A 13512-nucleotide genomic window follows, 5' to 3' on the forward strand; every position below is an offset into this window, starting at 1 on the left:
GCAGTGCGACGGGTCAGACGAGCCCGGGAGCGCGCGGGCGCTGAGGGTGGTGGATCACGTCGGTGGAGCGTCCGGCCAGGTGCACCAGCACCTCGCCGGCCCACCTGGTGGGCAGCATCAGCGCTCGCACGAGCGGCAGCACGACCACGCGGCGCGAGCCCAGGAGGGCCGTGGCCGCGGTGCTGAGCGCAGCAACCAGGAGCACCGACTCCGCAGAGGCCATCGGTGCCACCACCGACGCCGCGAGCACCGTCGCGACGCCGACGAGGAGCAGCGTGAGGACGGACCGGACCCGCGCGAGGAGCTCGCCGACGGTCCGGGTCATGACCGACAGCGTACGCCCGGGGCGGCGCGGGGCGGGCCGGGCCAGGTCAGTGCAGCTCGTGGGCGCCGAGGTCGGCGCGGTCGGCGGACGGGCGGCGCACCAGGCGGGTGGGGTGGGCGTACTCCAGGAGCGGGCGCCAGCGGCGCGGGACGCGCACGCCCCGATCGACGGCGGGCGAGGAGGCGCGCAGGCGGTAGTCGTGCGCGGCGGCGTCGACGAAGCCGCGCGGACCCACGCGCCGGTTGGCGCGAGCGCTCACCGGTGGACGGCTGGTCAGCTCGCCCGCACCGAGCAGCAGGTTGTTGCGCAGGTGCGCGAGCGCCCCGTCGGCGAGCGCGACGAAGGTGCCCGAGGTGCGGCGGTTGACGAAGGTGTTGTGCACGACCCACAGGGTGCGGGAGGAGTGGGTGAGCCCCTCGGCGCCGTAGGACACGAGCGTGGAGTTCTCCGAGCGCGGGCCCTGGACGACGACGTTGCCGGCCACGAGGGTCCGTCCGCCGTTGGGCACGTCGATGGAGTAGCTCGCGGTGGCCCCGGCGTCGTCGATGCGGTTGGCCACGATCGTGGTGCGCGCGGCGCGCGACTTGAGCTCGTGGCCGACGTCGGCGCCCCAGAGCCAGCTCCCGGTGACGGTCAGCGAGCGGACCGCGCCGACGTAGAGGTTGTGGGTGTAGCCGTCGCCGGCGCCGCTGCGGAAGAAGCGCGAGCGACGGATGACGATGTCGCTGTCGGGGTCGGCGCCGGTGAGGATGCCGTTCTGGTTGTCGTGGAACCAGCTGCGCGTGACGGTGAGGTCCGTGCCCTCCTGCCGGATGCCGGCGCCGTTCTGGTCCGGCACGGCGGCGCCGCTGAACTCGATGCGGTCGATGCGCGTGCGGTCGCCGGCGACGACCCAGATGGCCTTGCCCTGGGCGCTGCGGCCGGCGGCGCGCAGGTGGGCGCGACCGCCCACCCCGCGCAGCGTGAGGTCGTCCTGGGTCCAGGTGGCCACGTCGCCGTCGTAGGTGCCGGCGTCGATGAGCACGGTGTCGCCGTCGCCTGCCACGGCTGCGGCCTGGCTGGGTGCGGTCAGCGCCCGGTCCGGCCCGACCCGCCACGTGCGCGGGACGTCGACGGCGTACGCCGTCGGGGTCAGTGCCGCCGGGGCGGGCGCGAGGCCGAGGAGGCCGAGCGTGAGGGCGAGGGCCCCGGCCGTGCGCATCAGAGGCCCGCGGCCCCGCGCAGGTCGCCCTTGATCGCGTCGAGCCGGCCGGCTGCGGAGATCCGGGCCGCGTCCACGTCCTCCTGGCCCACGGGGATGACGACCTCGAGGTAGCACTTGACCTTCGGCTCGGTGCCGCTCGGACGCACGATGACGCGCGCGCCCTCGACCAGCGTGTAGCGCAGGCCGTCGGTCGGGGGGAGCAGGTCGGAACCTTCGGAGAGGTCTTCCACGCGCTCCACCGCGAGCCCGCCGAGGGTGCTCGGCGGGGTGGCGCGCAGGCGCTCCATCGTGGCGGGGATGTCGGCGAGGTCCTCGAAGCGCACCGAGAGCTGGTCGGTGGCGTGGAGGCCGTGCTCGCGCGCGATGTCGTCGAGGATGTCGGGGAGACCGCGACCCTCGGCCTTGGCGGCGGCGGCGAGCTCGCAGACCAGCAGGAGTGCGGAGACGCCGTCCTTGTCGCGGACGTGCTCGGGGTCGCAGCAGTAGCCCAGTGCCTCCTCGTAGCCGAAGGCCAGGCCCTCGACGCGGCCGATCCACTTGAAGCCCGTCAGGGTCTCCTCGTGCGGCTGGCCGGCGGCCGCGGCCATCTTGCCCAGCAGGCTCGAGGACACGATCGAGTTGGCGAACACGCCGGTGGCGCCGCGGTCGATGAGGTGGTGGGCGAGGAGGGCACCGACCTCGTCGCCGCGCAGCATCCGCCAGCCGTGGGCGTCCGGCACGGCCACCGCGCACCGGTCGGCGTCGGGGTCGTTGGCCACGACCAGGTCGGCGCGGTGCTCGGCCGCGAGCGCCATGGCGAGGTCCATCGCGCCCGGCTCCTCGGGGTTGGGGAAGGACACCGTGGGGAAGTCGGGGTCGGGGTGCTCCTGCTGCTCCACGACGTGGGGCGCGTCGAAGCCGGCTGTCTCCAGCACCTGCGCGACGGTGGTGCCGCCGACGCCGTGCAGCGGCGTGTAGACGATGGAGAGGTCGCGCGGCCCGTCCTGGGCGAGGCCGGCGACGGTGTCGAGGTAGTTGTCGACGATGTCCTCGCCGACGACCTTGCCGGCGTCGCCGCGGGGGAGGTCGGCCAGCGGACCGACGGCGGCGATCCGCTCGGCGATCTCCACGTCGGCCGGCGGCACGATCTGGCTGCCGTCGCCGAGGTAGACCTTGTAGCCGTTGTCCTCGGGCGGGTTGTGGCTGGCGGTGACCATCACGCCGGCCGCGCAGCCGAGCTCGCGGATCGCGTAGGCGAGCAGCGGGGTCGGGAGCGTGCGGGGCATCACCAGTGCCTTGAGGCCCGCGCCGGTCATGATCTCGGCGGTGTCGCGGGCGAAGACGTCGGAGTTGTGGCGGGCGTCGAAGCCGATCACCACGGACCCACCGGCGTGGCCGGTGTCCTCGAGGTACGCCGCGAGGCCGGCCGCGGCGCGCGTGACGACGACGCGGTTCATCCGGTTGGGCCCGGCGCCGAGCGCGCCACGCAGGCCCGCCGTGCCGAACTCGAGGGTGCCGGCGAAGCGGTCGGCCAGGTCGGTCTCCTCGCCGCGCTCGGCGGCGTCGACGAGGGCCTCGAGCTCGGCGCGGGTGTGCTCGTCGGGGTCCTCGGCGGCCCAGGCGCGGGCCTGCTCGAGCAGGGGGGTCAGGTCGGTCATGGGCGCACGCTATCGGGCGCGGCTAGCGTGTGCGCGTGCCCGCCCTCGTCCGCTCCGTCAACGCCGGCCCCCTGGCGACCGTCCCCGGCATGAAGCGACCGAGCGCCATCCGCAAGCACCCGGTCGACGCGATCGAGGTGCGCGACCCGGGCCCGAGGCGCGGCGGCCTCGGCAGCGGTGTGGTGGGCGACGAGATCGGCAGCCGCCGCCACCACGGCGGCGGGACCCAGGCGGTGTACGCCGTGGCGCGCGAGGAGATGGACTGGTGGGGCGGCGAGCTCGGGCGGGCCCTGGCCGACGGCATGTTCGGCGAGAACCTCACCACCACCGGGATCGACGTCGATGCCGCGGAGGTCGGCGAGCAGTGGCGCGTCGGGCCCACCCTGCTGGAGGTCTGCGGACCGCGGGTGCCCTGCGGCACCTTCGCCAAGCACATGGCCGAGCCACGATGGGTGAAGCGGTTCGCCGAGCGCGGACGGACCGGTGCCTATCTCGCAGTCCGCGAGCCGGGGACCATCACGGCCGGCGACCCGGTCGAGGTCGTGCACCGGCCCGGGCACGGGCTGACGGTGCCGATGTTCTTCCGCGCCGCGATGGGCGACAAGGAGCAGGCGGCCGTCCTCCTCGACGCACAGGTCCTGCCGCAGGTCGAGCACGAGTGGCTGGCCTCGCGCCAGTGACCTCAGGGGGAGGTCCCGGCGCGGGGCCAGCCAGCCGGTGCGTGCGGGTGGGTCAGGACAGCGCGGCCACCGCGGCGTCGTAGTCGGGCTCTTGGCCGATCGCGTCGGTGAGCTGGGTGTGCAGCACGGTGCGGTCGGTGTCGAGGACGACGACTGCACGGGCGAGCATGCCCGACCAGGCGCCGTCGGCCATGGCGACGCCGTAGTCCTCGCCGAAGCTCGAGCGGAAGGCCGAGCCCACCTCGACGGCCTCGATGCCCTCGGCGCCGCAGAAGCGGGCCTGGGCCAGCGGCAGGTCGACCGAGACGTTGACGACCGTGGTGTCGGCCAGGCCGGCGGCGAGCTCGTTGAACTTGCGCACGCTCGCCTGGCACACGCCGGTGTCGATGCTGGGGAAGATGTTGAGCACGACGCGCCTGCCGGCCGCGTCGGCGTCGGTGACGGGCTGGAACTTCAGTCCCACCAGGTCCCAGCCAGGTGCCTGCGAGCCGACCGCGGGGAGCTCGCCCACGGTGTTGACGGTGTTGTCGCCGAGTTGTGTGGTTGCCATGGGCGCAAACCTAGCCGCCCCGCACACCCCGGTCGTACGCCACCCGGGCGCCTGCGGACGGCCCTAGAGTGCCCTCCATGCCCCCCATGGCTGCCAACGACCGCACCGCCGTGATCATCGACGTGCTCCGCGACGCCTTCGCCCCGCTCATGCGGGCCGATCCGGCCGCCTTCCGGGCCAAGTACCGCACGATGGCCCGCGACCCGCACGCGTTCTACCGCGGCACCGCGTGCCTGTTCTACAACGACGTCACGTCCGAGACCGACGACTGGTCGCGCCACGGCGCCGAGCGGATCTGGATCCACGGTGACCTGCACGTGGAGAACTTCGGCACCTACCTCAACTCCGACGGCCGGCTGGTCTTCGACATCAACGACTTCGACGAGGCCTACCTCGGCCGCTTCACGTGGGACCTCCAGCGCTTCGCCGCGAGCCTAGCGCTGGTCGCGTGGCAGAAGGCCCTGCCCGAGGACGCGATCCGCAAGCTCATCTCGCGCTACGCGCGCTCCTACCTCTCCCAGGTCAACCACTACGTCGCCTCCGACTCCGACGACGACTTCGAGATCACCCTCGACACCGCGCACGGGCCGGTGCTCGTCGCCCTGGAGGAGGCGCGGTCGATGCGCCGCGCCGACCTGCTCGACGACATGACGGTGATGCAGAAGGGCATCCGCACGTTCGCCGACAGCGCGTCGACGCGTCGGCTGCCGCGCGAGGAGCGCACCGCGGTGGTGGCCGCCTTCCACGACTACCTCGGCACGATCCCGCAGTCCAAGCGCTTCGACCGCGAGCTCTTCTACGAGCTGCGTGACGTCGTCGGCAAGTCCGGCTTCGGCATCGGCAGTGCCGGGCTTCCGGCGTACAACGTGCTGCTCGAGGGCTACAGCCAGGCCCTCGACAACGACGTCGTGCTCAGCATGAAGCAGGCCAACATCCCCGCGGTGAGCCGCTTCGTCGACACGGCTGTCGTCGACGCCTACTTCGACCACGAGGGACACCGCACCTCGGTCAGCCAGCGAGCACTGCAGGTGCACACCGACCCGCTGCTGGGGCACACGGAGGTCGGCGGTGTCGGCTACGTCGTCGCCGAGGTCTCGCCGTACGAGGTCGACCTCGACTGGGAAGAGATCAACGAGCCGGCCGACATGCGCGCGGTCGTCGAGCTGCTGGGCCGGGCGACGGCCAAGATCCACTGCGCCTCGGACGAGGACAGCGAGCAGGACCTCATCGACTTCCAGGTCGAGGAAGCCATCGCCGCCTCCCTCGAGGGTCGGCGCAACGACTACGTCGCCTGGCTGGGCGACTGGGGCATCGCGTACGCAGAGCAGGTGCGCCAGGACCACGCACTGTTCGTCGACGCCTTCCGCGAGGGCCGGGTCGGCATCGCCGCCACCTGACCCCGCGGAGGGCGCGCACGCCTCAGGCGTCGAGCGCCCTGGAACCGCGGGTCGGACCTGCGGAAGTCGCTGTCCTCGAGCGAGCCGGTGCTGATCGCGCCGGCACGGCTAGGTTCGACGCATGAGCGCATCCCGGCGGGACCTGGCAGGCGCGGCCGTGGTGGCGGGGCCCGGCCTCGTGCTGGCCGCGGCCGGGCTGTTCCACCCCCACTCGCTGTCCTGGGCAACGGCTCCTCGCTGGACCGTGCTGCACGTGATCGCCCTGTTCGTGTTCCCCCTGGTCGGCGTGGCGCTGATGTGGCTGGTGCGCGGACGACAGGACCCCGTGGCCTGGCTGGTGCGCGCCAGTGCCTTCGTGTATGCCACCGCCTACACGGCGCTCGACGTGATCAGCGGCGCCAGTGCGGGCTACGTGACCTGGCGGCTGGGCGAGGGCGCCTCCCGGCCGGACGAGGTGCGCTACCTCTTCGCCCTCGGGGGGCGCCTCGGTGAGGTGGGCTCGTGGGCGCTGATCGCATGTGCGGTGGTCGTGGCGGTCGACGCCGTGCGTCGGATCGGGCGGCTCGCACTCCCGGGGCTGCTGCTGGTGCCCGGAGCCTGGCTGGTCCACGTCGACCACATCTTCGCGCCCGCCGGGGTCGTCGGGATGGCGCTGGTCGGTCTCGCGAGCGGGTGGCTCGCCCATGCGAGATCGGCGACACCGAGGTCCTGAAGGTCGCAGAGCCCACCGATGGACGTCGAGGAGTACCGAGCCCCCCGTGCCCTCGAGCGCGACGACATCGCCTCGCGCCTGCTCCACCCGGGCCTCCACCTGGGCCTCCACCTGGGCCGTGAGGTCGTTCAGCCGAGCGCGGGGCGGTGGAACCGGGCCGTGGCGAACGGGCCGCCGACGAACTCCGCCTCGGCCGCGTCGTCGGGACCGGGCTCGATCCGGTCGGCGAAGACCTCGGCGTCGTCCTGCGGCTCGTAGCCCAGCCGCCGGCCCGGCTCGAGGTCCCACCAGGCGCGGGTGTTGGCGCTGATGCCGTGGAGGATCGCGAAGCCCGGGGCCGGAGCGGTGAGCCCGGCCTCGACCATGCGTACGCCGTCCGCGTGCGAGAGCCACGTCGAGAGCCCTCGCAGGCTGGTCGGCTCCTCCAGGAACGAGCCGATGCGGCACACGACGGCGTCGATGCCGTGGCGGTCGGCGAAGAGGTGCAGCAGTGCCTCGGCCGCCACCTTGGCGACGCCGTAGTAGGTGTCGGGGCGGGGGAGGGCACGCTCGGTCAGCTCGCCGTCCGTGCGGGGCGTGCGCCCCACCGCGTGGTTGGAGGAGGCGTAGACGATGCGCGTCACGTCGTGGGCCACCATCGCGTCGAGCAGTGCCGCGGTGGTGACGACGTGGGAGGTCAGCTCGTCGGGCAGCGCGAGCTCCTCCGGCGCGCCGGCGAGGTGCACGACGGCGTCGATGCGCTCCTCGGCGAACACCGCCGCCACGGCGTCGGGGTCGGCGCAGTCGGCCTCGTGCCAGGCGAAGGGCGAGCCCTCGGGGCCCGGCACGAGGTCCAGGCCCACGACCTCGTGACCGACCTCGGCGAGCCCGACCGTGACGACACGGCCGAGGCTTCCCGCCGCGCCCGCGACCAGGACCCGCATCAGACCACCACCCCGATCAGATCTTGGAGACGACCTGGCTGAGCAGGCCGCCCATCCGGCTGGCGGCGGCCTTGCCCGCCTCGAGGACCTCCTCGTGGTTGAGCGGCTCGCCGCTCAGCCCGGCGGCGAGGTTGGTGACCAGGCTGATGCCGAGGATCTCCATGCCTGCCTCGCGGGCCGCGATCGCCTCGAGCGTGGTGCTCATGCCGACCAGCTGGCCGCCGAGGACACCGGCCATCCGGACCTCGGCGGGCGTCTCGTAGTGCGGCCCGGGGAACTGGACGTAGACGCCCTCGTCGAGGCTCGGGTCGATCTCGCGGCACATCGCGCGCAGGCGCGGGCTGTAGAGGTCGGTGAGGTCGACGAAGTTGGCGCCGACGATCGGGCTGGTCCCGGTGAGGTTGATGTGGTCGGAGATCAGCACCGGCTGGCCCGGCTGCCAGCCCTGCTTGAGCCCGCCGCACCCGTTGGTCAGCACGATGGCCGCGCAGCCGGCCGCCGCCGCCGTACGGATCGGGTGGACGACCGCCGCGACGCCCTTGCCCTCGTAGAAGTGGGTGCGGGAGAGGAAGACCAGGAGGTTGCGCTCGCTCCCCTCGGAGTCAGTGCAGCGGATCGAGCGGATCTTGCCGCTGTGGCCTGCGACGGCCGCGGCGCTGAAGCCCGGCAGGTCGGTGGTGTCTATCTCGGCGGTGGCCTCGCCGAGGGCGTCGACGGCCGGCAGCCAGCCCGAACCCAGCACGAGGGCGACGTCGTGGCGCACCACTCCGGTCAGCTCGGCGAGCCTCGCGGCGGCGGCAGTGGCGGCGTCGTACGGGGTCTGGTCGCTCATGGGCCGCACTCTAGGGCCAGCGATCCGACGGTCGGAATCTAGAGCCCGGTGGAGCGGCACGCGCGCCTGCGCAGGGCCGCGACGTAGTCCTCGGGCGCGCCGGCGGCGTCGGCGGCGTCGGCCAGCACGCCGAGGTAGGACGCCGACGGCAGGCCGCCCTCGTAGGCGTCGAGGACGTAGGCCCACACGACCAGCGGTCCGGTCAGCGTCTGCACCCGCACCTTGGTCTTGCGGTAGAGCCCGGTGTCGGCGGCCTCCCAGCCGTCGAGGGCGCGCTCGTCCTCGGGGGTGACGTCGTAGACCGCGACGAAGACCTGCTCGAAGGGGTCCTGGACGATGGTCGACAGCGCGCCGTCCCAGCCGTGCTCCTCGCCGCCGAAGGTGAGCCGCCAGCCCGCGAGCCAGCCGGTGGAGTGGAGGATCGAGTGGGGGCAGCGCTCGCCCATCCGGGCGGGATCGAGGTTCGTCCCGTAGGCGGCGTAGAGCGTCACGGGCCACAGGCTACCGAGCCCGGACCTCGGGTGGTCCCCCCGCGGACGGGAACACTAGGCTGGGGGCGTGACCGACACCCACTTCGACACCCTCGTCCTCGGCGCCGGCCCCGGTGGCTACGTCGCCGCGATCCGCGCAGCCCAGCTCGGCCAGAAGGTGGCCGTGGTGGAGGAGAAGTACTGGGGAGGTGTCTGCCTCAACGTCGGCTGCATCCCCTCCAAGGCCCTGCTGAAGAACGCCGAGCTGGCGCACACGCTCCAGCACGAGAAGGCCAAGTTCGGCATCGAGGGCGACGCCACGATGGCGTTCGGCCCCACCCACAAGCGCAGCCGCGACGTGAGTGCCGGCATCGTCAAGGGCGTCCACTTCCTGATGAAGAAGAACAAGATCACCGAGATCGACGGGTGGGGCACGCTCACCGGCCCGACCGGGATCGACGTCGAGAAGGACGGCCAGAAGACCGGCTACACCTTCGACAACCTCATCATCGCCGCCGGCGCGACCGTGCGCCTGGTCCCTGGCGTCGAGCTCAGCGAGAACGTCGTCACCTACGAGGAGCAGATCCTCACCGACCAGCTCCCCGAGTCGATCATCATCGGCGGGTCCGGCGCGATCGGCGTCGAGTTCGCCTACGTGATGGCCAACTTCGGCGTCGACGTCACGATCGTGGAGTTCCTCGACCGGATGGTGCCGACGGAGGACGCCGACATCTCCAAGGAGCTGGCCAAGCAGTACAAGAAGCTCGGCGTGAAGGTGCTGACCTCCACCGCCGTGAAGAACGTCGAGGACACCGGCTCCGGGGTCAAGGTCACCGTCGCCCCCGCGGCCGGCGGCGACGAGCAGGTGCTCGAGGCCGGCAAGTTCCTCGCCGCCTTCGGCTTCGCGCCGCGCGTCGAGGGCTACGGCCTCGAGAACACCGGCGTCAGCGTCACCGAGCGCGGCGCGATCGAGATCGACGACTTCGGCCGCACCAACGTCGAAGGCGTCTACGCCATCGGCGACTGCACCGGCAAGATGATGCTCGCCCACGTCGCCGAGGCGATGGGTATCGTGGCCGCCGAGACCATCAACGGTGCGGAGACCATGCCGGTCGCCTTCGACTTCGTCCCGCGCGCGACCTACTGCAACCCGCAGATCGCGTCCTTCGGCTACAGCGAGGCGCAGGCCAAGGAGAAGGGCTACGACGTGAAGACGGCGTCCTTCCCCTTCAGCGCCAACGGCAAGGCCATGGGCCTCGGGGAGCCGATCGGCTTCGTCAAGGTCGTCGCCGACGCCGAGCACAACGAGATCATCGGCGCCCACATGATCGGCCCCAACGTGACCGAGCTGCTGCCGGTGCTCACCATGGCCCAGCAGTGGGACCTCACCGCCGACGAGGTGGCCCGCAACGTCTTCGCGCACCCGACCCTGGGTGAGGCCGTCAAGGAGGCCGTCCACGGCATCGCCGGCCACATGATCAACTTCTGAGGCCAGCAGCCACCGAGCTCGCGAGGTGGATGCGTCGGCCGAAGAGGTCGAGTGCCGCCGCGGCTGAGGAACGAAGCCGCGACGCGGTGTATCGAGACCTAGGAAGATCGAAGTGACCATGAGCATCAGCAATCACATCGTCATCATCGGCGGCGGCCCCGGCGGCTACGAGGCCGCGCACGTCGCCGCCCAGCTGGGCGCCGAGGTCACCGTCGTCGACACCGACGGTGTCGGCGGCTCGGCCGTGCTCACCGACTGCGTGCCGAGCAAGACGCTGATCGCCACGGCGGAGCTGATGACCGACATGGCCACCGCGCAGGAGCTCGGGGTCAACTTCCACGACCACCAGGGTGACGCGGCGACGGCGATCGCCGTCGACCTGGCCCGGGTCAACGCCCGCGTGAAGCAGCTCGCCGCCGACCAGTCGAGCGACATCGCGGCACGACTCGACCGCGACGGCGTACGCGTCCTCACCGGCCGCGGTCGCCTCGGTGCCGACATGGCCGTCGAGGTCACCACCGACGGCGGCAGCGAGACCCTGCAGGCCGACGCCATCATCCTCGCGACGGGCGCCGCGCCGCGCACGCTGCCGAGCGCGCAGCCCGACGGCGAGCGGATCCTCACCTGGGAGCAGGTCTACGACCTGACCGAGGTGCCGGAGAAGCTGATCGTCGTCGGCTCCGGCGTCACGGGCGCGGAGTTCGCGAGCGCCTACCTGTCCCTCGGCATCGACGTCACCCTCGTGAGCAGCCGCGACCGGGTGCTGCCCGGCGAGGACGCCGATGCCTCCGCCGTCCTCGAGGACGTCCTGACCCGCCGCGGGATGAACGTGCTCGGCCAGTCGCGGATGCAGTCGGTGACCCGCGACGGCGACACCGTCACCGTGACGCTCACCGACGGCCGGACCGTCTCGGGCAGCCACTGCATCCTGGCGCTCGGCTCGATCCCCAACACCGCCGACCTCGGGCTCGAGGAGGCCGGGGTGGCGACCGACGAGGGCGGCTTCATCACCGTCGACCGCGTCTCGCGGACCTCGGCCCGCGGCATCTACGCCGCCGGCGACTGCACCGGCGTGCTGATGCTCGCCTCGGTCGCGGCGATGCAGGGACGGATCGCGATGTGGCACTTCCTCGGCGACGCGGTGGCCCCGCTGGACCTCAACAAGGTCTCGTCCAACGTCTTCACCTCGCCCGAGATCGCCACCGTCGGCTGGTCGCAGCAGGCCGTGGGCGCCGGCGAGATCACCGCCGAGGTCGTCATGCTGCCGTTGGCCGGCAACGCTCGGGCCAAGATGCAGGGCGTGCGGGACGGGTTCGTCAAGCTCTTCTGCCGCCCCGGGACCGGCATCGTCGTCGGGGGAGTGGTCGTCGGGCCGCGGGCCTCCGAGCTGATCCACCCGGTCTCGATCGCTGTCGCCGAGTCGCTCACCGCCGACCAGCTGGCTCAGGCGTTCACCGTCTACCCCTCGATGAGCGGCTCGATCGCCGAGGCCGCCCGGCGCCTGCACCGGGTCTGAGCGCGGGGCCTGTCCGCGCCTCCGGGCCGGGCCCGGGCTGGCACGCCGGGCACCACCAGGTGCGGCGGTTGGCGGCGTCACCCGGCACCTCTGCGGTGACGCTGATCGGTCCGCCGCAGCGACGGCAGCCGCGGCGCTGGCGCCCGGTGACCCAGTGGTCGTCGCCCCTGGCCGAGGAGCCGGTGGTCACCTGGTAGGCGCCCTCGACGGTCGCCGAGTGCCGCAGCATCGTCGCGGAGCGCTCCACGAGGCGCTCGACGTCGACGTCGCCGACCGGGGTCCACGGGCTGACGCCGGTGAGGAAGGCCAGCTCGTTGGCCCAGAGGTTGCCCAGCCCGGCCAGCGCGCGCTGGTCGAGCAGGGCGCTGACCAGCGGACGCCGCGGGTCGGCCGCGAGGCGGCGTACGGCTTCGGCGGGGTCCCAGTCCTCCCGCAGCGGATCGGGGCCGAGGTGGCCGACGAGGTCGTGCTCGCGGTCGGTCGGGACCAGGTCGAGGTCGTGGAGCCGGATGCCGTGCACCGTGCGGTCGTCCTCGAGGCCCAGGACGAGCCGCACGTGGGGGTGGAGCTTCGCCGGCAGCCGCTTGCCCGGCGCCAGCGTCGACCAGGACCCGTCCATCCTGAGGTGGCTGTGGAGCGTCGCCGCCGGCGACCCGGCGGTCGCGGAGAGCCGGGTCAAGAGGTGCTTGCCGTGGGTGTCGTGGCCCAGCACCTCCCGACCCGCCACGTCCCGCGTCGCCAGCCGCGGGGTGCGGAAGTCCGAGCGCACGACCGTGTGGCCACGCAGCTGGCGGTCCAGCCGGCGCGCGAGCTTCCAGACGCTGTCTCCCTCGGGCACCCGGCCAGTGTCACAGGCGGGTGCGACACCGGGTCACCCCGAAGGGACCGTCGACCCCGCTCGCTCCGTCGGTCGTCTGGTCGAGGTGGGCCCGGCGCGCCGCGCCGTGGGACGCCCTCAGCCGTCTCCACCGCCCCCTCCGCCGTCGCCACCTGCGCCGCCGACGTCGCCCCCTGGGCCGATCCCGCCGTCACCCCACCCGGAGTAGTCGTGGCCGCCGATCATGCCGCTGTCGGACCACGCGCCTGGGTCGCTCCACGCCGCCGCGATCGGCAGCTGGGGCCCGCCTGCCCGGCTGGGGAGATCAGCGCCGGCGTACGCCATGGTCAGGCGCTCCGCCTCGATCCTGCCCTCGGCAACGAGCTCGGCGTACCACCCGCCGGCCCAGGCGGCGTAGCGTGGTCCGGACGCGAACCACGCGACGCGCCGGTCGCCGAGGCGCACGAGCCGGACCTCGGGCTGTTCCCCGGCCGTGAGCCGCTCGGCGTCGCGGAAGCAGACGGGGACCTGGCGCGCCACCCCTCCCGTCGGCGCCCACTCGACGTCGCGCGAGGCCGGGCCGTGCGCCGGGTCGAAGAAGCACGGGGGCCTGCGCGCGGGGCGTGCCTCACCCGCCTGCGCGGCCAGCACGCATGCGTGGTGGAAGCGGCCGTCGGCCAAGGAGCTGGTCACGCCGCTGACGTCCGAGGTCGCCGACGAACGGGCGAGTGCAGCCTTCGCCTGCTCGTAGGCGTCGAGGGCCCGCTGGTAGTCCGAGCTCATCTGCTCGTCGAGCTCGGTGCCGAGGGTGTCGAGGTGGAGGCCGCTGAGCTCCTCGCCGAAGCGGGTGACGTCCTCGTCCGCGGCACGCCTCACCATCCGGAAGGAGTCCAGCTCGGCCAGCTCCTGCTCGCGCCTCTCCCGTCGGCGGCGGCCCATCATCTCTCCACTGTGCCACCG

The 13512-nt window shown here is 72.9% G+C and carries 14 protein-coding genes; 5 read left to right on the top strand and 9 right to left on the bottom strand.

The features are described from left to right. Positions 1–13: 13 nt before the first annotated feature. Genes K4G59_RS11580 through K4G59_RS11590 form a run of 3 tightly spaced genes read right to left on the bottom strand, consistent with a single transcriptional unit; the run spans position 14 to position 3166 of the window. The gene (locus tag K4G59_RS11580; protein WP_231251217.1) at positions 14–325 is read right to left on the bottom strand and encodes a hypothetical protein; all 312 of its coding nucleotides are present in this window, start codon (positions 323–325) and stop codon (positions 14–16) included. A gap of 46 nt (positions 326–371) precedes the next feature. Continuing rightward, positions 372–1526 (bottom strand): right-handed parallel beta-helix repeat-containing protein, encoded by a 1155-nt coding sequence (locus K4G59_RS11585; protein WP_231251218.1) that lies wholly within the window; start codon positions 1524–1526, stop codon positions 372–374. Then, positions 1526–3166, bottom strand: a complete 1641-nt coding sequence (locus K4G59_RS11590) for a phospho-sugar mutase (RefSeq protein WP_231251219.1) — start codon at positions 3164–3166, stop codon at positions 1526–1528. Before K4G59_RS11590 ends, K4G59_RS11585 begins: the two co-directional genes overlap by 1 nt. Positions 3167–3201: 35 nt before the next feature. Here K4G59_RS11590 and K4G59_RS11595 point away from each other — a divergent pair, with 35 nt between their 5' ends. Next, on the top strand, positions 3202–3846 hold the full coding sequence (locus K4G59_RS11595) for an MOSC domain-containing protein (RefSeq protein WP_231251220.1): 645 nt from the start codon (positions 3202–3204) through the stop codon (positions 3844–3846). Between the two features lie 52 nt (positions 3847–3898). Here the strand turns inward: K4G59_RS11595 and tpx are convergent, their stop codons facing one another. Beyond that, positions 3899–4396: a thiol peroxidase gene (gene tpx, locus K4G59_RS11600; protein WP_231251221.1), complete on the bottom strand. Its 498-nt coding sequence runs from the start codon at positions 4394–4396 to the stop codon at positions 3899–3901. A gap of 77 nt (positions 4397–4473) precedes the next feature. Between tpx and K4G59_RS11605 the strand changes: the two genes are divergently transcribed. Then, entirely contained in the window at positions 4474–5793 is a 1320-nt protein-coding gene (locus K4G59_RS11605; protein ID WP_231251222.1) for a DUF2252 domain-containing protein, read from the top strand. 121 nt (positions 5794–5914) lie between these two features. Further along, positions 5915–6505 (top strand): hypothetical protein, encoded by a 591-nt coding sequence (locus tag K4G59_RS11610; RefSeq protein ID WP_231251223.1) that lies wholly within the window; start codon positions 5915–5917, stop codon positions 6503–6505. A gap of 128 nt (positions 6506–6633) precedes the next feature. Here K4G59_RS11610 and K4G59_RS11615 read toward each other — a convergent pair whose 3' ends face one another. The 3 genes from K4G59_RS11615 to K4G59_RS11625 are packed head-to-tail and all read right to left on the bottom strand — an operon-like array spanning position 6634 to position 8751. After that, on the bottom strand, positions 6634–7428 hold the full coding sequence (locus K4G59_RS11615) for an NAD-dependent epimerase/dehydratase family protein (RefSeq protein ID WP_231251224.1): 795 nt from the start codon (positions 7426–7428) through the stop codon (positions 6634–6636). A gap of 16 nt (positions 7429–7444) precedes the next feature. Next, positions 7445–8260: a purine-nucleoside phosphorylase gene (locus tag K4G59_RS11620; protein WP_231251225.1), complete on the bottom strand. Its 816-nt coding sequence runs from the start codon at positions 8258–8260 to the stop codon at positions 7445–7447. 38 nt (positions 8261–8298) lie between these two features. Continuing rightward, positions 8299–8751: a gamma-glutamylcyclotransferase gene (locus tag K4G59_RS11625; RefSeq protein WP_224275229.1), complete on the bottom strand. Its 453-nt coding sequence runs from the start codon at positions 8749–8751 to the stop codon at positions 8299–8301. Positions 8752–8818: 67 nt separating this feature from the next. Between K4G59_RS11625 and lpdA the strand changes: the two genes are divergently transcribed. Then, the gene (gene lpdA / locus K4G59_RS11630) at positions 8819–10219 is read left to right on the top strand and encodes a dihydrolipoyl dehydrogenase (protein ID WP_231251226.1); all 1401 of its coding nucleotides are present in this window, start codon (positions 8819–8821) and stop codon (positions 10217–10219) included. 118 nt (positions 10220–10337) lie between these two features. After that, positions 10338–11735, top strand: a complete 1398-nt coding sequence (locus tag K4G59_RS11635) for an NAD(P)H-quinone dehydrogenase (RefSeq protein ID WP_231251227.1) — start codon at positions 10338–10340, stop codon at positions 11733–11735. Here K4G59_RS11635 and K4G59_RS11640 read toward each other — a convergent pair. Together K4G59_RS11640 and K4G59_RS11645 are read right to left on the bottom strand one after the other, a co-directional pair. Next, complete coding sequence (locus K4G59_RS11640; RefSeq protein ID WP_231251228.1) at positions 11671–12573, bottom strand: DNA-formamidopyrimidine glycosylase family protein; 903 nt, start codon at positions 12571–12573, stop codon at positions 11671–11673. The genes K4G59_RS11635 and K4G59_RS11640 overlap by 65 nt on opposite strands. 117 nt (positions 12574–12690) lie before the next feature. Then, positions 12691–13494 carry a hypothetical protein gene (locus tag K4G59_RS11645; RefSeq protein WP_231251229.1) on the bottom strand — a complete coding sequence of 268 codons (804 nt, stop codon included), beginning with the start codon at positions 13492–13494 and terminating at the stop codon, positions 12691–12693. Positions 13495–13512: the final 18 nt, after the last annotated feature.

Source organism: Nocardioides furvisabuli, from assembly GCF_021083185.1.
GTDB classification, from domain to species: domain Bacteria; phylum Actinomycetota; class Actinomycetes; order Propionibacteriales; family Nocardioidaceae; genus Nocardioides; species Nocardioides furvisabuli.

Excerpts from the sequence above, each read along its gene's own strand:
- K4G59_RS11605 (WP_231251222.1), top strand. The coding sequence starts at position 4,474 with ATGCCCCCCATGGCTGCCAACGACCGCACCGCCGTGATCATCGACGTG.
- K4G59_RS11635 (WP_231251227.1), top strand. The coding sequence starts at position 10,338 with ATGAGCATCAGCAATCACATCGTCATCATCGGCGGCGGCCCCGGCGGC.
- K4G59_RS11580 (WP_231251217.1), bottom strand. The coding sequence starts at position 325 with ATGACCCGGACCGTCGGCGAGCTCCTCGCGCGGGTCCGGTCCGTCCTC.
- K4G59_RS11620 (WP_231251225.1), bottom strand. The coding sequence starts at position 8,260 with ATGAGCGACCAGACCCCGTACGACGCCGCCACTGCCGCCGCCGCGAGG.
- tpx (WP_231251221.1), bottom strand. The coding sequence starts at position 4,396 with ATGGCAACCACACAACTCGGCGACAACACCGTCAACACCGTGGGCGAG.
- K4G59_RS11610 (WP_231251223.1), top strand. The coding sequence starts at position 5,915 with ATGAGCGCATCCCGGCGGGACCTGGCAGGCGCGGCCGTGGTGGCGGGG.
- K4G59_RS11585 (WP_231251218.1), bottom strand. The coding sequence starts at position 1,526 with ATGCGCACGGCCGGGGCCCTCGCCCTCACGCTCGGCCTCCTCGGCCTC.
- K4G59_RS11615 (WP_231251224.1), bottom strand. The coding sequence starts at position 7,428 with ATGCGGGTCCTGGTCGCGGGCGCGGCGGGAAGCCTCGGCCGTGTCGTC.
- K4G59_RS11590 (WP_231251219.1), bottom strand. The coding sequence starts at position 3,166 with ATGACCGACCTGACCCCCCTGCTCGAGCAGGCCCGCGCCTGGGCCGCC.
- K4G59_RS11645 (WP_231251229.1), bottom strand. The coding sequence starts at position 13,494 with ATGATGGGCCGCCGCCGACGGGAGAGGCGCGAGCAGGAGCTGGCCGAG.